We start from the raw sequence: 21,266 nt of genomic DNA, 5'->3' as shown, positions 1-21,266 counted from the left end.
AATTTCTCTAACATCCTAACTAAGGAACTACAAACTAAACCACCGCTCTAGCGCTTTTAAACGACTATATTCTCTTTCATAGTTCTTATGCAATCGCTTATTCCTCAGTTTTCTCTCGTACAAAGTATCAGCAATTTCTTTCCGAGTGTTTAAAAATGTTGGTAAATAAAAATAAAGAATTTAATTAGAGCGAAGGGATTAAGACGGTATCGTTATCATTATTCAATAAAATTATCTTTTAACAAGTCAAGAGAGCGTTTTTTTAATTCTATTTTAACGCATTCGGGTACAAAATCTTTAGTATCTCCTCCGAGCATTGCAATTTCTCTTACCATGCCTGAAGAAAGAAATGTATAAGACTGATCCGGCATTAAGAATATTGTCTCAATTTTCTTGTTTAGGTTTCTATTCATCAAAGCCATTTGAAACTCATATTCAAAATCAGAAAGAGCTCTTAATCCTCTTATTAGCACAAAAGAATTAATTTTTGCAAGGTAATTTGCCAAGAGACCAGAAAAAGATGCTACTTTTACATTTTTCAAGTTCTTTATAATTTTTTGTAGCAAATTAATTCTTTCTTGCAAGGAGAATATATGTTTTTTGTTTATACTTTTTGTTACCGCAATTGTTATTTTTGGGAATAGATGCGAAGCCCTTATTATTATATCTAAATGTCCGTTTGTGGGCGGGTCAAAACTTCCCGGATAGACTGCCAAAATTCCTTTTGTCATATTGAATATTATATTAATTTTTTAACTGTTTTGGCAACAAAAACTATTGTGCAAAGAAAAGTACGGAGTAAAAACAAAGCAGCTGGTTTAAAACTTGGTTAATAAAAACAGGGAAATGCAAACAATTTAATGCTTTACATTCACACGCATATCGAATATATAATTTATTTATATTCTTTAAAATTATAGTTATATAAGAAGTAATGCGGAGAAGGAGGGATTCGAACCCTCGATACGGTTTCCCGTATATCAGTTTTCGAGACTGACGCCTTAAACCAGCTCGGCTACTTCTCCGTTGAAATATCGAACTTAAAATATAATAACTCGTGATTCAAATTCCGAGCTGTAAAGAGTTTTAGTTTCCGTCTTGTAGACATCTGTGCAACATCTCTACAAACACATGAATTTTTGATTATAACGAATACTCTCATAAATTTATAATAACATACTATTCTATAGTTGTTATGAATATGATTGTTTCTATTCTTCTTTCGAACTCCACCATGCTGCTTTTTTTTCTTTATTAGAAGACGCTTTTGATTTCGGAGTAAATTTAAAAAATATTTCTGACTTATTGTCTTTTATGGAGTGTTTCAAAGCTATGCTGAAAATATAGCAGTGTAAATCTCTGTAAATCTTGAGTTTCTGTTCACCTATTGCGATGCGTGATATATTAAGAGGAATCGTTGCTTTTATGTTGTAATCCATTCTCCATTTAGGAGTAAGGCATAATCCAAATCCTAAAGTATTATTGATTTCGCGGGTTTTGTAAAACCCAGATTTATCATATCTTTGAGAAAGAGTAATATGTTTTAAGTAGTCTTTATCATCCATCTGTATTTTGTCAAACTGATACTCTTGGTAAAAAGCGCCGAAATTTAAGTAGGCTTTATCCAGCTGTCCGACTGCTAAATCCAGATTCAGAGAGCCAAGTCTAAGTGGATATAAAACCTGCGTTTGTTTTGCGAATACGGTCGTATAATCGTTTAACATGTATGTTACTTCGGTGATAAGCGGCGACAGTCTGTTGTTTTTACGTTGTAAATTGTAAGAAAAAGAGTTTTGAACCATAGTTTGTTTTCCTAAATACATATCGTTGTTGAAAGAGACAGAATTTTTTTCAATGCCGTTGCCGCCGCTTAAAGTTTCCACGCATAAAGAATTTTTTTTCGTTCTTGCTCTTAAGGAATACTTGATATTCCAGTCCATCCAATCATTAACTCTAAATCTTGTATTTAAGGAACCTGAATATTTTGTAAAAAGCCCTCTATATTCTTTTTGCCCGAAATCGCCTGTGCTGGACGGTTTTAACACAATTTTTAGAGCGGGAACTAATGTAAGCGGATTGCCGACTTTAAAAGCTCTCAGCAGTTTGTAATTTAAACGACTTTTGCTTTGATAAAAAGATTTATCATAAGTTTCATAATCGTCAGAATAATAAACTTGTTTATATTGATATCGCCTATAAACGTTTTGGTACATAAAAGAGAACTTGCGCATTATCCCCATGAAAATATTTCTGTAATGAGATGTTAATTCTATCTTTGGAAGTAATGTATACGACACTTTATGTTCGTTAGCGCTATCGTTATAGGCTTTATGCTCGACGCTGATATTTAAATTTGTATCATTTCCATGTCTTGTTGTAGTAACATAAGAATAAGAATAAGGATAAAAGTTTTTAAGCGACAGAAATGAATCCCAAATATCCCATTTATTATGTTCATGTCGATAGTTGTCAATACCTTTATCCTTTGTAATCCATACTTTAGATCGTACGTTCCATATACTGTCTATCCTGCGGAAGTAATCGGCCTTTAGTGTCCTTTTTTCTAAATTTTGGGGTTCATTAACAGAGATGCTTCCGCTTGCATCTTTTTCTTTATAATCAATTTTTATTTCCTGAGAATTTCCTGATTTGTTAAAAAAGTCAGCTGAAACTTTTGCTTTTAAAGACTCGCTTAACGCGCATGAGATCAGCATATTTAAATATATACTTTTCTTATCTGTAAATTTCGGATTGATTTCAAATTTTAAGTCTGATCCAAAAGATTTGTCGCTTTTTAAAGATTTTGTAAATACAGGCAGATAGAATATGGGAATTTTTTCGATATAAAAGACAGCGTTGTAAATGATCAATCTTTTATTTAATATAAGTTTTCCATGCTTTGCCCTGATATGAATGTGGGGATTGTCCAAATCGCACTTTGAAAGTTTGATGCCGTTTATTGCGTACGTATCTTTATTCTTTATTTCCATAGATTTTGCACGAATAAACACATTAGAAGAATGATGATTCCCGAAAGTTTCTTCTATACTTCCGTTTTTCTCATCATAATTATATGCAACATTGTCTGCATAAATTGTATTTTCTGACTCTTCAACCCTGACGTTGCCGTGGGCTTTTATAGTCTTTTTTTCAAATTCAACATAATCTGCAAATACTTTTTTTCCTTCCCATCCCAAAATGACATTGCTTTTTGCAAAAAGCTGATTGCTGCGTTCATCGTATTCAAGATTATCCGCAAATATATTAATCTCATAACCAAAAACTTTTAAAACTGCTAATAATAATATCGCAACACAAACAGCAATTTTCCTAGACAAAAAGTTTTTCATTGAAAGTTTACTGTTTCGTTGGTTATGTTTTCCGCTCTATAAATTTCTTTTCTTGAAAATAAAATCCACATTTTATTTGTTCTATTACAGTATATATAGTTTTGGTTTAGTTTATCCCGCTTCAGAAATGTTCCCTGTCTTTGCCATAACGAGGATTTATGCATGTGCCATTCCCTTCGTTATCTCTTTACTGCCTCATTAGGAGTAACCGTAACCTATTAAGGACATTAAAATAAAAGTAAACATCCTCATAAACGCTTATTAGTTTTTTCATTTCAGATATTGCTGTTTACCTGTCAAATTAATACAGCGGTTACGCTTTAGTTAATTTGTGTTTTAATTTCTCTACAGTTTGTTTAAGGTATATATTCTCTTGATTTACAAGTCTCGCCGCATTTTCTGCTCGGCACACGCACTCTTTTGCCTGTACTGTCTGCTTATAGCATAACCCCGATATAACACCTGCCGACATTAAAGCCACCAACCCTGTCTTGCTGCAACCTGTTAAAAACATTGAAATAAAAGCAAATACTGTAAAAATGCTTATTAGTTTTTTCATTTTATATTGCCAACCAGTCCTTGTCACTGTTTAATTCCCAATATAAGCCAACATAGACATCGTAATACCTTTCGCATTTCTATTTGCCTGCTCCATACATTTTTTCGTCTCTTTATATAAATTCATCAAATAAGTATCTGCAATGCCGTATTACCGCAGTATGACAACATATAAACTTATACCATAATAAACGATACTGCCACAGCCGTTATAAGAGCAACAGATATCCGACCACGTTTCATATTTTCTTATTATTATTCTTATAACAAGCAATTAATATCCCCGAAAAACAGGTTGCGATTACTTCCCATCTCAGTATTCTACTATAGGTATGGTAAATAGTATATGACAAACAAAAACAGAATAAATTCCGAGAATTAAAAATTAAGACGACATTTCCACTTCCCTTTTCTCACAGATAGGACAGTTGCTTCCTGCAGATTCCCTATTCAACTTTCACGTTAATCTGGTTGTTAAGGTTTTTACAGCCTACCCAAACGACAACATATAAATTTTTTCATTTTTCATTATTTTTTGAATAGTACTTTCGCTGTATCTCTCAGATACTATAAACAAAAGGTAATTAGAAAGAACGCATATTTATTTATCAAAAACTAAAAGAGAAATTAATTAATGATTGTTTAGAGAAACATTCAATAGAAATAAAAATTAACACAAGAAATACCGCAACACCTCCGGCAACTTCCCTTAAGGTTTCTCTCTTTTCCTCAAATGTTTTCTGATTGGTTTCAGCGTTCTGCACCTCAATTATCTTTTCACTTCCGTAACCAGTTCCCGTCATCAAAAATATAACTGCTATTAATATCACTAAATACGGTTTCATTTATTTAAACTTTTCATTACTGTTATTTTCATCCTTTTTTGAAACTCACTAGATACTCGATACTCGCATAGTTACACACGGCATATAAGCCTATGTAAATAAGATCCGACGTTGCAATACAAACTTAACCAAAATACCCCACCAGTCTTGTATTTGCTAATCGGCTTCAATTTCAATATATAACAAACGCTCAGACGTATCCTCGCCCTGTTTAATTCTTTTAAATCCTTAATTCAATTAAAAGTAAATGCTTAAGAGAAGTCTGACACTACAGCCTATAAAGTAAAGCTATTAATGTATCTGATTTCTAGCTCGCTCGTACACTTTTTATTTTTTTATTGTGTAGCTTCTTGTTGATTATCGACTGCTTGATTATTATCATTCGAGTTCGGCGGTGTCCCCACCCTACAACTTCTCGTCGCCATAACAGCAATCATTATTATTGCAGGCAATCCTACTGGTATAACCCACACAAGATAGTTGTTGTTTTTATCCTTTTGTAGATTGTTGCTGTCAGGAAAATCCAAACCAAGGTTGTCGTTATCTCCTGGTGGTAGATCGTTGTCACCTATTAACTTGATGTCCCCTGCAGATGTTTGTGTGAGACCTTTTAGAAAACTTTTTGCAGATGTTTGTTTAGTGCAAGACTGCAGCATCAATCCGACTAAAACCAGTAATATTAGTTTTTTCATTTTATTCACCTATTTCTCCTTAGAATAATAAATTGTTTAATTTTAGAACAACTCTTTTATTTGTTCACAACACAATAGGAGTAATAGATTTTAACACAGCTACTATTCTTTACACCAGATGATGAAACTGCCTTTGCTAATTTGGCATGAGATTTTTTTATTGAATGCGGTGTTGCTACAGTTGTTATTACCTGTTGTGGCTTAATAATAGGTTGCGATATAGCATTAATTTCTGCTTGAAAGTTTATCGCGTAAGTCTCTCAACATGATTATACAACTTCTATTCATCTTTTTTACTTTGCCAATAATGCCAATAAAGAATTTAATTAGAGCGAAGGGATTAAGACGGTATCGTTATCATTATTCAATAAAATTATCTTTTAACAAGTCAAGAGAGCGTTTTTTTAATTCTATTTTAACGCATTCGGGTACAAAATCTTTAGTATCTCCTCCGAGCATTGCAATTTCTCTTACCATGCCTGAAGAAAGAAATGTATAAGACTGATCCGGCATTAAGAATATTGTCTCAATTTTCTTGTTTAGGTTTCTATTCATCAAAGCCATTTGAAACTCATATTCAAAATCAGAAAGAGCTCTTAATCCTCTTATTAGCACAAAAGAATTAATTTTTGCAAGGTAATTTGCCAAGAGACCAGAAAAAGATGCTACTTTTACATTTTTCAAGTTCTTTATAATTTTTTGTAGCAAATTAATTCTTTCTTGCAAGGAGAATATATGTTTTTTGTTTATACTTTTTGTTACCGCAATTGTTATTTTTGGGAATAGATGCGAAGCCCTTATTATTATATCTAAATGTCCGTTTGTGGGCGGGTCAAAACTTCCCGGATAGACTGCCAAAATTCCTTTTGTCATATTGAATATTATATTAATTTTTTAACTGTTTTGGCAACAAAAACTATTGTGCAAAGAAAAGTACGGAGTAAAAACAAAGCAGCTGGTTTAAAACTTGGTTAATAAAAAACAGGGAAATGCAAACAATTTAATGCTTTACATTCACACGCATATCGAATATATAATTTATTTATATTCTTTAAAATTATAGTTATATAAGAAGTAATGCGGAGAAGGAGGGATTCGAACCCTCGATACGGTTTCCCGTATATCAGTTTTCGAGACTGACGCCTTAAACCAGCTCGGCTACTTCTCCGTTGAAATATCGAACTTAAAATATAATAACTCGTGATTCAAATTCCGAGCTGTAAAGAGTTTTAGTTTCCGTCTTGTAGACATCTGTGCAACATCTCTACAAACACATGAATTTTTGATTATAACGAATACTCTCATAAATTTATAATAACATACTATTCTATAGTTGTTATGAATATGATTGTTTCTATTCTTCTTTCGAACTCCACCATGCTGCTTTTTTTTCTTTATTAGAAGACGCTTTTGATTTCGGAGTAAATTTAAAAAATATTTCTGACTTATTGTCTTTTATGGAGTGTTTCAAAGCTATGCTGAAAATATAGCAGTGTAAATCTCTGTAAATCTTGAGTTTCTGTTCACCTATTGCGATGCGTGATATATTAAGAGGAATCGTTGCTTTTATGTTGTAATCCATTCTCCATTTAGGAGTAAGGCATAATCCAAATCCTAAAGTATTATTGATTTCGCGGGTTTTGTAAAACCCAGATTTATCATATCTTTGAGAAAGAGTAATATGTTTTAAGTAGTCTTTATCATCCATCTGTATTTTGTCAAACTGATACTCTTGGTAAAAAGCGCCGAAATTTAAGTAGGCTTTATCCAGCTGTCCGACTGCTAAATCCAGATTCAGAGAGCCAAGTCTAAGTGGATATAAAACCTGCGTTTGTTTTGCGAATACGGTCGTATAATCGTTTAACATGTATGTTACTTCGGTGATAAGCGGCGACAGTCTGTTGTTTTTACGTTGTAAATTGTAAGAAAAAGAGTTTTGAACCATAGTTTGTTTTCCTAAATACATATCGTTGTTGAAAGAGACAGAATTTTTTTCAATGCCGTTGCCGCCGCTTAAAGTTTCCACGCATAAAGAATTTTTTTTCGTTCTTGCTCTTAAGGAATACTTGATATTCCAGTCCATCCAATCATTAACTCTAAATCTTGTATTTAAGGAACCTGAATATTTTGTAAAAAGCCCTCTATATTCTTTTTGCCCGAAATCGCCTGTGCTGGACGGTTTTAACACAATTTTTAGAGCGGGAACTAATGTAAGCGGATTGCCGACTTTAAAAGCTCTCAGCAGTTTGTAATTTAAACGACTTTTGCTTTGATAAAAAGATTTATCATAAGTTTCATAATCGTCAGAATAATAAACTTGTTTATATTGATATCGCCTATAAACGTTTTGGTACATAAAAGAGAACTTGCGCATTATCCCCATGAAAATATTTCTGTAATGAGATGTTAATTCTATCTTTGGAAGTAATGTATACGACACTTTATGTTCGTTAGCGCTATCGTTATAGGCTTTATGCTCGACGCTGATATTTAAATTTGTATCATTTCCATGTCTTGTTGTAGTAACATAAGAATAAGAATAAGGATAAAAGTTTTTAAGCGACAGAAATGAATCCCAAATATCCCATTTATTATGTTCATGTCGATAGTTGTCAATACCTTTATCCTTTGTAATCCATACTTTAGATCGTACGTTCCATATACTGTCTATCCTGCGGAAGTAATCGGCCTTTAGTAAATTTTGGGGTTCATTAACAGAGATGCTTCCGCTTGCATCTTTTTCTTTATAATCAATTTTTATTTCCTGAGAATTTCCTGATTTGTTAAAAAAGTCAGCTGAAACTTTTGCTTTTAAAGACTCGCTTAACGCGCATGAGATCAGCATATTTAAATATATACTTTTCTTATCTGTAAATTTCGGATTGATTTCAAATTTTAAGTCTGATCCAAAAGATTTGTCGCTTTTTAAAGATTTTGTAAATACAGGCAGATAGAATATGGGAATTTTTTCGATATAAAAGACAGCGTTGTAAATGATCAATCTTTTATTTAATATAAGTTTTCCATGCTTTGCCCTGATATGAATGTGGGGATTGTCCAAATCGCACTTTGAAAGTTTGATGCCGTTTATTGCGTACGTATCTTTATTCTTTATTTCCATAGATTTTGCACGAATAAACACATTAGAAGAATGATGATTCCCGAAAGTTTCTTCTATACTTCCGTTTTTCTCATCATAATTATATGCAACATTGTCTGCATAAATTGTATTTTCTGACTCTTCAACCCTGACGTTGCCGTGGGCTTTTATAGTCTTTTTTTCAAATTCAACATAATCTGCAAATACTTTTTTTCCTTCCCATCCCAAAATGACATTGCTTTTTGCAAAAAGCTGATTGCTGCGTTCATCGTATTCAAGATTATCCGCAAATATATTAATCTCATAACCAAAAACTTTTAAAACTGCTAATAATAATATCGCAACACAAACAGCAATTTTCCTAGATAAGAAATAACAATAGCTATCCTTACCCCCCCCCCCCCCTCATATCTATACAAAAATATAGTCCTTTTGATATTTTTATTCCATTGTCTCATTTATATATTTTAAAATTTCTCCTACAAGATAAAGAGAACCTACTGCTACCGATGTTTCGTTGTCGCTTATCATAGCACAAGCGTTTTTTACAGAGTCTGCCGTACATATTTTATTTTGTGCAATATACTTTGAAAATTCTTTTTTTAAAACTTCAGGATTTAAAGCTCTATCATTATTTATCCGCGGCAATATTACTTTTTTGGCAAAAGAGGCTGTCTTTTTTACCATATATTTATATTTTTTTTCTTTCATTACGGTAAAAATGAAAATTCTCTTTTTTTTTGAAAAACCAAGTTGCTCAAATGTTTCAAAAAATGCATTTAACCCCTGAATATTATGCGCACCGTCTATAATTAATTCAAAATTTTTATTATTACTATGGATTTTTCTTATGTCAAACCTGCCCTGCCAGACTGCGTTTTTTAAACCTGTTCTTATATGTGCTTCGCTTAAATAATATCCTTTTTTATTTAAAAGCCCTGCAGCAAAAATAGCAATTGAAGCATTTACAGCCTGATGTCTGCCTAAAAGCCCTATTTCAATATTTTTCAGTTCTGCATTTTTGCTTGTATAATCAAATTTTTGCCTGCTTCTACTGCTTTTATTGTTTGCAACTTTAAGATCTTTTCCGTATAGGTAGTATGGATTTGATTTGTTTTTTATTACGGTTATTGCTCTTTTAGGCAGTTTTCCGCAGACAACATAAGCGGCGCCCTTTATTATCCCGGCTTTTTCAAAAGCTATCTTTTCAGTCTCTGCTCCAAGTATTTCCTGATGTTCTTTTGCAATCGACGTTATGGCACAAATTAAAGGTTTTTTTATAACATTTGTTGCATCAAACCGTCCGCCAAGTCCTGTTTCGATTACGGCAATATCGGTTTTCTGCTCTGCAAAATATATAAAAGCTAATGCAGTCAAATATTCAAAATATGAAAGTTTATATTTTACCGCCCTTTCTAAGTATTTTTTTGATAAACCATTAAAGATTTTTGACGGTATATTTTCCCCGTCAATTTTAATTCTTTCGGTAATATCAATTAAATGAGGAGAAGAGTACAAAGCCGTTTTATATCCGCCTGCTTTTAAAATTTCAGATATGAAAGCTGCTGTTGACCCTTTTCCGTTAGTGCCTGCTATATGGACTGCTTTTAATTTATTCTGAGGATTATCTATGCTTTTGAAAAATTTTTTTATCCTTGAAAGACCCGGTGTCATTCCCTCATATTCTTTTAAAATTTTAAAAAACATTACCTATTGTAAAAAAACGTCAACGCTTTAGTCAAAACGTCTCTTATATTTTTCCTTTCTACAACAATGTCAACCATTCCGTGTTTCTCTAGAAATTCGGAGCGTTGAAATTCTTCCGAAAGTTGCTGTCTTATGGTCTGTTCAATAACTCTGGGTCCCGCAAAACCTATTAAAGCTTTAGGCTCTGCAATATTTATATCTCCAAGCATTGCATAACTTGCGGCAACACCGCCGGTTGTAGGGTCTGTTAGAATTGAAATGAATGCAAGTCTGTTATCGGCGAGCTTTGCAAGAGCGGCACTTGTTTTGCCCATCTGCATAAGAGATATTGTCCCTTCCTGCATTCTTGCTCCGCCTGAAGCGGAAATGATGATTATATGTCGTTTTTTTTTCAAGGCTTTTTCTATTGCTCTTACTATTTTTTCGCCTACGACAGAACCCATACTGCCACCCATAAATTCAAAATCCATAACTGCAATTACAACGCTGTATCCGTTGATTTTTGCCTCACCCGTAACAACGGCGTCGCTCATCTCAGATTTTTTTATTTTATCAGAATAGCCCGGAAAACACAAAAAATTTACGGGCTGAATAGCTTCATCCATTTCTTTAAAACTTCCTTTGTCCACAGTAAACTCAATTCTTTTTCGCGCGTTGAGTCTTGTACAATATCCACATTTAGGGCATACCATAAGATTTTCTTCAAAGTCTTTTTGCAGAAGAATATAATCGCATTTTTTGCATTTCGTCCAAATGCCTTCAGGAACCCCTTTTTTTTCAGATATATTATCAATTGTCATTTTCATTTCTGTTTTTCCTCCAGCCTGCCTTTGCCTTTAATTCTGTCAAAAGGCTTCGTTCTCTGCTACCGTTAAGAGACTCCTTCTGCTAACAAATCCCCTTGATCTAAAATACCTAGAGATTTTTTATCTTTACCTATAATAGGAATATTGTCTATATCGTACTTTTTTAAAATTGTTGCCGACTCTACAGCTCATCATTTCAGGCGTCACAATTTTAGGGTGCTTTGTCATAACAGACGCTACATTTTTTTTCTAGTATTTTTTCGTCATTTTGAATATATCTGCGCAAATCTCCATCCGTGAAAAAACCTATAATTTTGCCCTTGTTGTCAACAATACTTGTTGCCTCGACTCTCTTGTGCCTGTCATACATACAAGAAGAGCATCCTTAACGGTTGCCGTTTGTTTTACAACTGGATTTTGCTTTCCTTTTCTCATAAGATCGCTTACCCGCATAATAAGTTTTTTACCTATCGTTCCCAAAGGATGTAAAATTGCCAGATTTTCTTTCTTAAAATCTTTTAAAACGGCTTTGTCAAAGTTTAAATCCAAATGTTTTATTTGTTCTCTTACAGTCTGAGCTTCAAGTTTAAGAATTTCTCTTGGAATTTTAAATTTTTAATCTGCGAATACCTTTGATAAATGCGCTCATTATATCATAATCTTTTCTTTTTGGCGATCTTTCTATAGACGAATCTGCATTAAATCCGTACGGGGTAACTTCTTTCAAAAAGCTTTCAATATTTTTTGCGTCAGCGCTGGCGCTGAGGGAGACAAAAAACGGAATCTTTAATTCCCCTGCTTTTGAAATAAGAGTGTGATTAAATTTCGCAATTTCGACGTCTGAATAAGACACGTCTAAAACAAAATAATCTACGCTTTCTGTATAATTTTAAAATATCGGTTTCATTGTCAAGTTTAAAAAACTTAAATATTTTCACGCATTGTCTGTCACGGACAAACTTACAAAATTCAGGCGCTTCATTTCCGTTAAACTGAATATTTTTTATGCTGCATTTTTTTATTATCTTGGATACAGCTTTCTCATCTTGACCAGAAAAAACGGCTATGGGAGCGACAAAAGGATGAAGTTTGGAAACTATGTCCGACACTAATTTTTCCGATACTTTTCTAGAAGAGTCTTTGATAAAATGAAATCCCCAAAAAATCAGCTCCCAAATTTGTCGCATTCAAAGCGTCATTATAATTTGCAAGTCCGCATATTTTAACTTTCATCGTTAGTATTTTCTAAGTTTGTCATTATTCCTTAAGTATGCTTTTTTATTTTTGCAAAGGTTGAAACTCTTTATCCTTTATGTAGTTGCAAAATTCTTTTACCTCGTCTGCATTACGAAAATAAACTTCGAATCGTTCCTTTCCCCAACTACCTTTCATCTTAATGTTTTTTCCACGATATCTATCATCCACTATTATTTGTTTGCTCAGCGCAGTTACATCTATATTCGTCACAACTAGCAAAATGGTTTTACGCGGTCCTTTTCCTCTACGACTGATGGCAGTAAATGTTGTGTTATTGAATTCTATTCCAATACATATTCTACTGAACTTTAAATTGACTTGTCCGTTTGATTCTAAAAATTCAAGGAAAATTCTAAACGCCGCTTTACTTTGATTTTTTTCTCCAAAAAATTCATCTATTTCATCCTGAGCTTCTTTTTCAGAACTAATGATATTTTTAATTTTGTTGATTTCCTTATTTTTAGTATCTGCAATCTCTATTTTACTATCAAGGGCATTATTTAAATAATCAATAAAAATGAAATCCTTAAACCAATAATATTTTATCAATGTAATATTTTTTTCAATTGCTCTATCAATTTGACCCATGCTGAATTTTTTCGCTATCATGATAATCTCTGGGTCTTTAGACATATGTTGGGATTTTGGTAAGTTAAATTTAATTTTATAATTTTGCAGTACAAGCAGGTAAACTGCAGAAAAATTTTTTTGTACAAAATCCCTATAATCAGCCACTTGGTCTGTAATATTTATAGCACAATCTTTTTTTAATTCAACGATTATGAATTTTTTTGTTTTAGAATTGAACCCGAAAATATCAATTTTACCGCTCTTATCTCCCAAACTGCGAACATTACCCTTTAAGTAGAACTCATTAGTAATAAACTTATAGTTTTTTGGAAACAAGTCTTTCCAATTCTCAGAAATAAATTTATTTAATTCTCTCTCCGGCTTATCTATTTGTGATAAAAACTTTTTGCTATTGCTTGAGAATAGTGCAGGCATATTTATTCCTCTTAAATTAATTTGACAACTTGACATCTCGCGTTCAATATTTTCCATTTTTTTCTTACATATTTTATAATATTTACCGTCTAACTCGTATCCTACAAATTTTCTTTTATTTTTCAAACTTGCAACTCCCGTACTGCAGCTACCTGAAAAAGGGTTTAAGATTATCTGATTTTCAAAAGATACCAATTTTACCAAATGTTCCATCAGCTCCACAGGTTTCAGCGTGGGATGATTATTGAACTCTTCCGCTTTTTGCCTGACTTTTGGAACTAAAAAAAATTTATCATACTTGTCGCGGTACTCTTGAGTTCTAATTATATTTGAAGGCACTCTGTCCTTTGGATGCGGATTATGCCCTACTTTTTTTTCGCCGTCTGCATAACGTTTTGTGCTACTGTTAAATTTTTGCTTATCGGTTTTTGAATTAAGATTATTGGTTCATAAGACGGTTTTAAAGCCAGTCCACATCCTTTATATTTGTCCCCTAATTCAAATTTTGGTTCTTTTTTATATTTTAAATTGGTAGCATAATAATTATTTGCGCCGTTTTTTTTATAGCCCTGTACATAGTTATATATACCTACAATCTTGCTTTCTACGTTTAACTCTTTATCAATATCCAACGCAATATCTCGACTTTTGGGCATTCCGTTTAAATATGACCAAAAAAGAACATCCTTGATTAGAAAACCGCTATCCTCTAAATTAGCCATAAGACGATGCATCAATCTTATTGAAGAAAATATTAAACCAAAACTTCCGTCTTTTAATACATTAAAAGAATTTTTCCATATTTCTTTATCAGGCAAATCTTTATCCCAATAATTATTTTGATAAGATATTCCATAAGGAGGATCTGTTATCAGGGCGTCAATAGAATTATTTTCTATTTCTTGCAATCCATAGCAGGATTTATTGTATACTTTGTATTGTTCTAATTTCATTTTTTCGTAAAATATCAGCTAAAATTCTTTGATAATTAACCAGTAATTTATAAACAAAGTTTTTATTTTTGTCAGGCGGGCAAATAACGTTGAACTTATAATCTTTAATCAGTTTTTGTATAGAAACGGACTGCGTTGAACGACTCCCTTTCTTCCTGTTAACTACCAGTTTATGCAAATCACTACCTAATTTAGAATGTTGTCCGTAAACCATAAACTGTAAATCGCTTGCTTCTTTCCAGACGCCCACAACGGCAAAGAGTCTTTTATCAGAAAAAGCCAGCGCTTTTTCTTCATTCGTATCGTTCCATGTCCCGCCCCAAGAACGGCTTGATATTGAACACTGCTTAACTTCTAAGAATGTATTTTCATTTCTTTTCTTTGCATCTTATCTCTATTCAATAAATCATAACCAAGATAGTTTGCAATTATAGCGTCTCTAATTGTATTTATAGTCGTATCCGTATCGTAAATTTCAAATTTACTTTGAAACTTTGATAACTCATATAATGCATTCATTCCAAGCAATCTAAATTCAGCTGAGACGGGCTTATAATTCCCTTTTTCAAATATTGTCATAATCTTCAATTATTTTTCGCTCTATTTTTCATAAACTTATTAAGTATCTTTAAAGCTTACGGTTCCCGCATATCCAGTCAATATAAGCGGTGTTTTGCGCCGTACTGCCGGTTTAACTCGCTTTTAACTTTAAAATGATATACATAGTAAAACTTTTTTATTTACTGAAATATTTCAAAAACTCTCAACTCTTTTATTTGCTAATCTGACATATTTATCATTGACTTCATACCCTATAAAATTTCTTCTCGTCTTCACTGCAGCGACAGCTGTCGTCCCGCTGCCTATAAAAGGATCAAGAATTATATCCTCTGTAAAAGAATAGAGCTGAATCAGTCTATTTGGAAGTTCTACCTGAAATGGGGCAGGATGTCCAATTCGCTTAGCACTTTCAGCGTTTATAGTCCAAATTGATTTTGTCCATTCCATAAATTGTTCTTTTGTTATTGTATTGTCTTTGATTTTTAAGTCTTTTTTTGTTCTTATTCTTCTGTATTCACCTTTTGAAAAGATTAAAATATATTCATGAATATCTCTTAAAATAGGATTAGCCGCGCTTAGCCAACTTCCCCAAGCAGTTGAAGGACTTGCGCTAGAAGCTTTATTCCATATAACTTCTCCTCTCATATTAAATCCAATGTCTATCATCATTTTTGATATGTAATCTGAAAGTGGTATATATGGTTTCCTCCCCAAATTGGCAACATTAATGCAGGCTCTGCCTCCATTAACTAACACTCTATATGTTTCAGCAAAAGCCTGTTTTAATAATTCTAAATATTCATCTAATGATAAATCTTCATCGTATTCTTTGGATACATTATATGACGGAGATGTTATCATTAAGTGCAAGGAGTTATCAGGAATTTCTTTCATATTTGTACCTGAACCTAAAATTATTTTATTTAAATATTCAGATGGGGAATTATTTACTTCCTGTGAAATATTTTTATTATTGTTTAAAGTTTTGTACAGTTTTGAATTATAAAACTTGGAAGAATCATGATTCACTCTTCCGTTTGTTCCAAAAGAACTCGTTTTATTTCACATAAATTTTTCAAAATTTTTGCATATGCGAGCCGGGTTATATCCTTTCTATATCAATTTTAAAAATCTTTCTGCTTTTACCTCATCAGAATTTTCTTGGCTAGATATGCGAATGTATTCCCCGAGTTTTGATTTTGAAATCATTGATGAAAAGTAATTTAATTCATTATTTAGTAGTTTGTCGATATAGCTTTGTAACATAATGAAATTTTTAATTATTTGGATTATTTTCTGTTTTTTCAATACAATCACTATTTGTAGGCGCTGGATTTAATGACCAAAAACCCTGTATAACGCCAGCAGTTTTAAGAAAATATACTTTATGCTGATAATTGTTGGCTATTGGAGTATTCCCCAATATAATAATCGGTATCTTATTTATTTTCCTTAAACATTACTTCAACCAAACGCGGAAAAGGCTTTATCAGTCTAAATACTGAAAACTTTATTCCTATTTCGTTATTTTGTATCCCCGACTACTGCCCGCGCTTTAACAACACTCTTTTATCAAGGCTTTCGCTATAATTTGCCATATGACAAGAGTGTCAGCGACTGTGGTTATATCAAGATTGGAAGATTTTTTATCCCCATTAACAAGGGTTGCTTACATAGCTTCTTACAGTTTATTTAATATATTATGGAATTCTTTTTTATCTCGAATCGACATTTGTTTCTCAGACTGTATTTGATAGAATTCTTTGCAATAAAATAATGAAAGACAATTACATAATGCTTCAAGCTTTAATCTATTTTCTATAAACTTTATCAGGATCAAAAAGTCTCTCGCCTACAATTTCTGTATCTAAAGCTGATTTAACTTTTGTAAAAAAGCAACTTCTATATCCAGTATGACATGCTGCATCGCCGATTTGATTCACTTTTAAAAGAATACAATCAGCATCGCAATCATAATAAAATTCTTTTAGTTCCTGAATGTTTCCAGAACTTTCGCCTTTAACCCAAAACGACTGCCTTGAACGACTCCAAAAAGTAGCTTTTTTTGTTTCAAGAGTTCTCTTGACGGCTTCTTTATTCATGTACGCCACCATTAAAACCACATTATCTTTCCAGTCCTGAACTACGGCAGGAATAAGACCTTTATCGTCAAATTTTAAGCTTTCAATAATTTTGTCCACCTATTGCTCCTTGTTTTTCTCTAATACATTATTAGTTGCGTTAAAAAATTTACCTTTTTAGATTACAGTGATTAAACCGTAATTTCGTATAAAAGCGGAATAATAAAAGCAATCAATTGTTAATTGCAAACTCTGCTCTGATTTGTCTAACTGGTATATTTTTAGATTTTAAATGCTCTTTAACTTCTTTTATAGTCAGCTCTTTATAATGAAATAAAGAAGCGGCAAGCACTGCCGAAGCACCGTATTCGCAGGCTTTAGAAAAATGCTCAACTTTTCCAGCACCGCCGGACGCAATTACTGGTATTACTACAGAACTTGAAATTGCTTTTAAAAGTTCTGAGTCATAACCGTCTTTTGTACCATCTTTATCCATACTTGTCAGTAAAATTTCACCAGCGCCAAATTCCGCAGCTTTTTTAGCCCAGAGAACAGCATCAATTCCGGTGTCAATTCTGCCGCCATGCACAAATACGTTCCACTTGTGTTCTCCTGTTTTTTTTGCATCTATTGCAACGACTATACATTGTATTCCGAATTTATCACTTGCTTTTTTTATGATTGATGGATCTTTAACGGCAGAAGAGTTCAGTGAGACTTTATCAGCCCCAGCATTTAAAAGATTTCTTATATCTTCAGTAGTTCTTATTCCTCCTCCTACAGTGAGTGGAATAAAAACTTTTTCGGCAGTTCTTCTAACTAAATCAACCGTAGTGTCGCGCCTTTCATGAGTCGCGGTAATATCTAAGAATACAAGTTCATCCGCACCGTCTGAATTGTATTGTTTTGCAACTTCAACAGGATCGCCTGCATCTTTTAAATTAACAAAATTTGTGCCCTTAACAACGCGTCCATCTGTAACATCTAAACATGGTATTACTCTTATTCCTAACATTTTATTCCTTCTATCTCTTCTATAGCATCTTCAAGTTTAAAATCATCAGTATATAATGCACTGCCGACTATAGCGGCAAAAACACCGTCTTTTTCATATTCTTTAAGTTTGACCAAATTGTCAATCGTTTTTACGCCGCCAGAAGCAATTATTCTCATACCGCTTTCAGATAATTTTTTAAGTCCTGCAAAATCAGGACCGGTAAACATCCCGTCTCTTGATATATCGGTATATAAAATTTCCTGAACACCTATTTCTTTAAGTTTGTTTACAAGTTCTGAAGCTTCAATGGGAGTTATATCTTTCCAGCCGCTTATCGCAACTTTTCCATCTTTTGCATCAACGGCAACGATAATTTTTTCAGAACCGTACCTGGTTATCGCTTTTTTTACAATTTCAGGATTATTAAACGCTACAGTCCCTAGAATTGCGTATGCTGCGCCTATATCAAAAACTTCTTTTATTTTATCCATATTTCTTATCCCGCCGCCGACTTCAACGGGAATATCAACCGCCGCACATATATTTTTAATAATAGCTTTATTTATATTTGTTCCGCTGAAAGCGCCGTCTAAATCAACAACATGCAGACGTTTTGCACCTTTTGACTTCCAGAGTTTTGCAATGAAAACCGGATCTTTCGAATAAATTGTTTCTGCATCAATGTTACCTTGTTTTAATCTTACCGAATTTCCCTGCCTTATATCAACCGCCGGTATTATAATCATTTATTTAACCTCATTTATAAAGTTGCTTAAAATTTTTAATCCGTTTTCTCCACTTTTTTCAGGGTGAAACTGGCTGCCCCAGACATTTCTGTGTGCCACAGAAGAACAAAAGTTTATACCGTAATTGCAGAAACTTGAAGCTTGTGACAAATTCTTAGGTATTCCGTAATACGAATGAACAAAATAAAAAGTTTCTTTGCCGACTATTGTATCAAACATCTTTTTTGAATATGCGCTGTTTGTAGTTTCTATATTGTTCCATCCCATATGCGGAAGTTTTAAAGTTTTATCTTCAAACTCAAATTTTTTTACTTCGCCGGATATAAGATTTAATCCCTCATATTCTCCGTTTTCATAACTTTTACTAAAGAAAAGCTGGAATCCCAGACATATTCCATAGAGCATTTTTCCGGAATTTACATAACTGCATATCGCTTTATCAAAACTTTTTGACTTTAAAAAATCTGCCGCGGGACCAAATGCTCCAACGCCCGGAAGTATTGCACCACCAAAATCTGAAATCTTTGACGGAGAATCAATAACATGCGCCTCTGCATTGCAGTGATGCAGGGCATTTAGCACACTTTTAATATTGCCGAATCCGTAATCTATAACCGCAATTTTTTTTGCCATTTTTTTTAACCTATAGATCCCTTTTGTTATCTGCGCTATAACCTCTTTAATTTTATATTTCTTTTCATCACTGATTTTTGTCGCTGCCGAGTAATTTTTGTATCGATATACAATCCGCGAGCATTTTATGCGGATTAGAGAATTCCTTTTGTTGAAGGAACGGTTTTTTTACTTTTGGAGTATGACACTGCCTGCCTCAAAGCACGACCAAAAGCCTTGAAAATAGATTCTGCTATATGATGGTTATTTCTTCCTTTTATCATTTTAATATGCAGTGTAATTCCGGCATTACTTGCAAGAGCATAGAAAAACTCCTGTATCAAATCATAATTAAATCCGTTTTTCTGAAATTTTATATCAGCCTCATAGCTTAAGTAAAATCTGCCCGCCAAATCTAAAGCTACATAGCTTAAAGTCTCGTCCATAGGTAAAAGAAAATGTCCGTAGCGCACAATGCCTTTTTTATCGCCAACAGCTTCTTTTAAAGCCTGTCCTATGGTTATTCCCGCATCTTCAACCAGATGATGATCATCTATATGCGTATCGCCGGAAGCTTTAATTTTAAAGCCTATTCCAGAATGCACCGCAAAAAGTTCGAGCATATGATCTAGAAAACCTATGGTAGTCGACACTGAAGGCAACAAAATATTGTCAAGATTAATTTCAACGACAATATTAGTCTCTTTAGTTTTTCTTGTAATTTTTGCTTTTCTTTGCTTCATTAAAATATCCTGCAAAAATTTTATATATCCACTGTTCTCTCTTTACATTTGGAGAAAAAAGATGGGATGAGGTATCTTACCTCTGCAGATTTTTTATGATATTGCATGTTTTCCGCCTGTGCAAAATCGGCAATAGTTTTGTATGCCTTTTTATTGTTTTTATTCATTTCTATATATGCGGATCTTTTTAAAAATGTCATTACCGAAAGACCGCTTGAGAATTTTGCAGAACCATTTGTAGGCAGAACATGCGAAGGTCCCGCCCAATAGTCGCCCGAAGCCGTAGGTGTCTGATAACCTACAAAGACAGCTCCGGCATTTCTGACGTTTTTTAACAAAATCTGATAGTTTTTTACCAATAATTCTAAATGCTCAGGCGCTATATTGTTTACTATGTCAACAGCTTTATTTAACGAGCAAAGTTCTGTTCTTAATTGTTTCAAGGCTTCTTTAGGAAGCAGTTTTTCTATTTCAGACATTTTTTTTGCCGATTCGCATAAAAGATACGTTTTTGCTAAAGGATCATGTTCTACCTGTGCCATTACGTCGGCAACAACATAATCCGTGGGAACGTCTTTATCCGCAATTATTGCCACTTCAGTCGGTCCAGCAAGCGAATCTATGCCGACGCGCCCGAAAACCTGTTTTTTTGCTTCATTTACATAAGCGTTTCCCGGACCTACAATCATATCAACTTTCTTTAATGTTTTTGTTCCGTAAGCTAAAGCTCCTACAGCCACTACGCCACCGATACAATATATTTCTTTTATGCCACACAATTTTGCGCTAAATAAAACAGCATCGTTCATATTTTTGGGCGGAGTGACCATAACTATTCTTTTTACTCCTGCTGCCATAGCAGGAACTGCAGTCATAATAACAGTTGAAGGATAAGGAAAACGTCCTCCGGGAACATAAAGACCGACAGACTCTACAGGTCTATAAAATTGTCCTATTTTTAAACCATTTTTAACATAATTCCATCTCTTTTTAATTTGAGAACGTTCATACTTATGATATGCCAAAATATTTGAATAAGAAGATTTTATTACATTTTTTAACTGTTTTGGGATACGTTTAGCGGCATCATCTATTACCTTTTGGGAAACTCTATATCCCTTTTTAGACAAATCTACATTATCAAATTTTTTAAGATATTTAAAAACAGCTTCATCGCCGTTATTTTTAATATCTTCAATTATATCTGAAACATAAATACTAATTTGCTTAGCGTCCATTTGATTTGTTTTTAT

The 21,266-nt window shown here is 33.2% G+C and carries 22 protein-coding genes, 2 tRNA genes and 1 pseudogene; all 25 read right to left on the bottom strand.

All coding sequences use genetic code 11. From position 1 onward, the window contains the following. Positions 1 to 218 precede the first annotated feature (218 nt). The 25 genes and pseudogenes from coaD (RSTT_RS02935) to hisD all read right to left on the bottom strand — a co-directional run bounded on the left by coaD (RSTT_RS02935) (position 219) and on the right by hisD (position 21,251). Complete coding sequence (gene coaD / locus RSTT_RS02935; protein ID WP_096525611.1) at positions 219 to 731, bottom strand: pantetheine-phosphate adenylyltransferase; 513 nt, start codon at positions 729 to 731, stop codon at positions 219 to 221. A 206-nt stretch (positions 732 to 937) separates the two neighbouring features. Beyond that, positions 938 to 1,025, bottom strand: a tRNA-Ser gene (locus RSTT_RS02930). Between the two features lie 186 nt (positions 1,026 to 1,211). Further along, positions 1,212 to 3,350, bottom strand: coding sequence for an LPS-assembly protein LptD (locus tag RSTT_RS02925; RefSeq protein WP_096525615.1), 2,139 nt, complete (start codon positions 3,348 to 3,350; stop codon positions 1,212 to 1,214). Between the two features lie 313 nt (positions 3,351 to 3,663). Beyond that, positions 3,664 to 3,909 (bottom strand): hypothetical protein, encoded by a 246-nt coding sequence (locus RSTT_RS02920; protein ID WP_096525614.1) that lies wholly within the window; start codon positions 3,907 to 3,909, stop codon positions 3,664 to 3,666. Between the two features lie 607 nt (positions 3,910 to 4,516). Then, positions 4,517 to 4,753, bottom strand: coding sequence for a hypothetical protein (locus RSTT_RS02915; RefSeq protein ID WP_096525613.1), 237 nt, complete (start codon positions 4,751 to 4,753; stop codon positions 4,517 to 4,519). Between the two features lie 335 nt (positions 4,754 to 5,088). Then, positions 5,089 to 5,445, bottom strand: coding sequence for a hypothetical protein (locus tag RSTT_RS02910; protein ID WP_149030027.1), 357 nt, complete (start codon positions 5,443 to 5,445; stop codon positions 5,089 to 5,091). Positions 5,446 to 5,805: 360 nt separating this feature from the next. Then, positions 5,806 to 6,318, bottom strand: coding sequence for a pantetheine-phosphate adenylyltransferase (gene coaD, locus RSTT_RS02905; protein WP_096525611.1), 513 nt, complete (start codon positions 6,316 to 6,318; stop codon positions 5,806 to 5,808). A 207-nt stretch (positions 6,319 to 6,525) separates the two neighbouring features. After that, a tRNA-Ser gene (locus RSTT_RS02900) sits at positions 6,526 to 6,613 on the bottom strand. A 186-nt stretch (positions 6,614 to 6,799) separates the two neighbouring features. Further along, complete coding sequence (locus RSTT_RS02895) at positions 6,800 to 8,773, bottom strand: LPS-assembly protein LptD (RefSeq protein WP_096525610.1); 1,974 nt, start codon at positions 8,771 to 8,773, stop codon at positions 6,800 to 6,802. A 213-nt stretch (positions 8,774 to 8,986) separates the two neighbouring features. Further along, positions 8,987 to 10,252, bottom strand: a complete 1,266-nt coding sequence (locus RSTT_RS02890) for a bifunctional folylpolyglutamate synthase/dihydrofolate synthase (RefSeq protein ID WP_096525609.1) — start codon at positions 10,250 to 10,252, stop codon at positions 8,987 to 8,989. Further along, positions 10,252 to 11,058 (bottom strand): acetyl-CoA carboxylase, carboxyltransferase subunit beta, encoded by an 807-nt coding sequence (gene accD / locus RSTT_RS02885; RefSeq protein ID WP_096525608.1) that lies wholly within the window; start codon positions 11,056 to 11,058, stop codon positions 10,252 to 10,254. Before accD ends, RSTT_RS02890 begins: the two co-directional genes overlap by 1 nt. A gap of 306 nt (positions 11,059 to 11,364) precedes the next feature. Next, positions 11,365 to 11,607 carry a hypothetical protein gene (locus RSTT_RS02880; RefSeq protein ID WP_096525607.1) on the bottom strand — a complete coding sequence of 81 codons (243 nt, stop codon included), beginning with the start codon at positions 11,605 to 11,607 and terminating at the stop codon, positions 11,365 to 11,367. A gap of 58 nt (positions 11,608 to 11,665) precedes the next feature. Then, entirely contained in the window at positions 11,666 to 11,911 is a 246-nt protein-coding gene (locus RSTT_RS02875) for a beta/alpha barrel domain-containing protein (protein ID WP_096525606.1), read from the bottom strand. Beyond that, positions 11,877 to 12,167 carry a hypothetical protein gene (locus RSTT_RS07060; protein ID WP_369698028.1) on the bottom strand — a complete coding sequence of 97 codons (291 nt, stop codon included), beginning with the start codon at positions 12,165 to 12,167 and terminating at the stop codon, positions 11,877 to 11,879. Before RSTT_RS07060 ends, RSTT_RS02875 begins: the two co-directional genes overlap by 35 nt. Before the next feature lie 169 nt (positions 12,168 to 12,336). Next, positions 12,337 to 13,689 (bottom strand): annotated as a pseudogene (locus RSTT_RS02865) (DNA methyltransferase); the annotation flags it as partial. Next, entirely contained in the window at positions 13,686 to 14,273 is a 588-nt protein-coding gene (locus tag RSTT_RS06780; RefSeq protein WP_197701960.1) for a DNA methyltransferase, read from the bottom strand. The gene RSTT_RS06780 and the pseudogene RSTT_RS02865, both read right to left, overlap by 4 nt. Next, positions 14,242 to 14,523: a hypothetical protein gene (locus RSTT_RS06470; protein ID WP_197701959.1), complete on the bottom strand. Its 282-nt coding sequence runs from the start codon at positions 14,521 to 14,523 to the stop codon at positions 14,242 to 14,244. The genes RSTT_RS06780 and RSTT_RS06470 overlap by 32 nt, the downstream gene beginning before the upstream one ends. A gap of 104 nt (positions 14,524 to 14,627) precedes the next feature. After that, a complete protein-coding gene (locus tag RSTT_RS06465; protein ID WP_198407677.1) occupies positions 14,628 to 14,852 on the bottom strand; it encodes a hypothetical protein in 225 nt (74 codons plus the stop codon). Between the two features lie 174 nt (positions 14,853 to 15,026). Next, positions 15,027 to 15,863: a DNA-methyltransferase gene (locus RSTT_RS02855; RefSeq protein ID WP_096525604.1), complete on the bottom strand. Its 837-nt coding sequence runs from the start codon at positions 15,861 to 15,863 to the stop codon at positions 15,027 to 15,029. A 782-nt stretch (positions 15,864 to 16,645) separates the two neighbouring features. Continuing rightward, complete coding sequence (hisI, locus tag RSTT_RS02850; RefSeq protein WP_172412838.1) at positions 16,646 to 17,035, bottom strand: phosphoribosyl-AMP cyclohydrolase; 390 nt, start codon at positions 17,033 to 17,035, stop codon at positions 16,646 to 16,648. A gap of 112 nt (positions 17,036 to 17,147) precedes the next feature. Then, positions 17,148 to 17,930: an imidazole glycerol phosphate synthase subunit HisF gene (hisF, locus tag RSTT_RS02845; protein WP_096525603.1), complete on the bottom strand. Its 783-nt coding sequence runs from the start codon at positions 17,928 to 17,930 to the stop codon at positions 17,148 to 17,150. Continuing rightward, on the bottom strand, positions 17,924 to 18,658 hold the full coding sequence (hisA, locus tag RSTT_RS02840) for a 1-(5-phosphoribosyl)-5-[(5-phosphoribosylamino)methylideneamino]imidazole-4-carboxamide isomerase (RefSeq protein WP_096525602.1): 735 nt from the start codon (positions 18,656 to 18,658) through the stop codon (positions 17,924 to 17,926). The genes hisF and hisA overlap by 7 nt, the downstream gene beginning before the upstream one ends. Continuing rightward, entirely contained in the window at positions 18,659 to 19,291 is a 633-nt protein-coding gene (gene hisH, locus RSTT_RS02835) for an imidazole glycerol phosphate synthase subunit HisH (RefSeq protein WP_096525601.1), read from the bottom strand. A gap of 134 nt (positions 19,292 to 19,425) precedes the next feature. Next, entirely contained in the window at positions 19,426 to 20,013 is a 588-nt protein-coding gene (gene hisB / locus RSTT_RS02830; RefSeq protein WP_015423506.1) for an imidazoleglycerol-phosphate dehydratase HisB, read from the bottom strand. Between the two features lie 20 nt (positions 20,014 to 20,033). Next, positions 20,034 to 21,251, bottom strand: a complete 1,218-nt coding sequence (gene hisD, locus RSTT_RS02825; RefSeq protein ID WP_096525600.1) for a histidinol dehydrogenase — start codon at positions 21,249 to 21,251, stop codon at positions 20,034 to 20,036. Positions 21,252 to 21,266 lie beyond the last annotated feature (15 nt).

Origin of the sequence: Candidatus Endomicrobiellum trichonymphae (assembly GCF_002355835.1) — a bacterium.
Lineage (GTDB): Bacteria > Elusimicrobiota > Endomicrobiia > Endomicrobiales > Endomicrobiaceae > Endomicrobiellum > Endomicrobiellum trichonymphae.
This window is presented reverse-complemented; position numbering and strand designations above follow the sequence as displayed.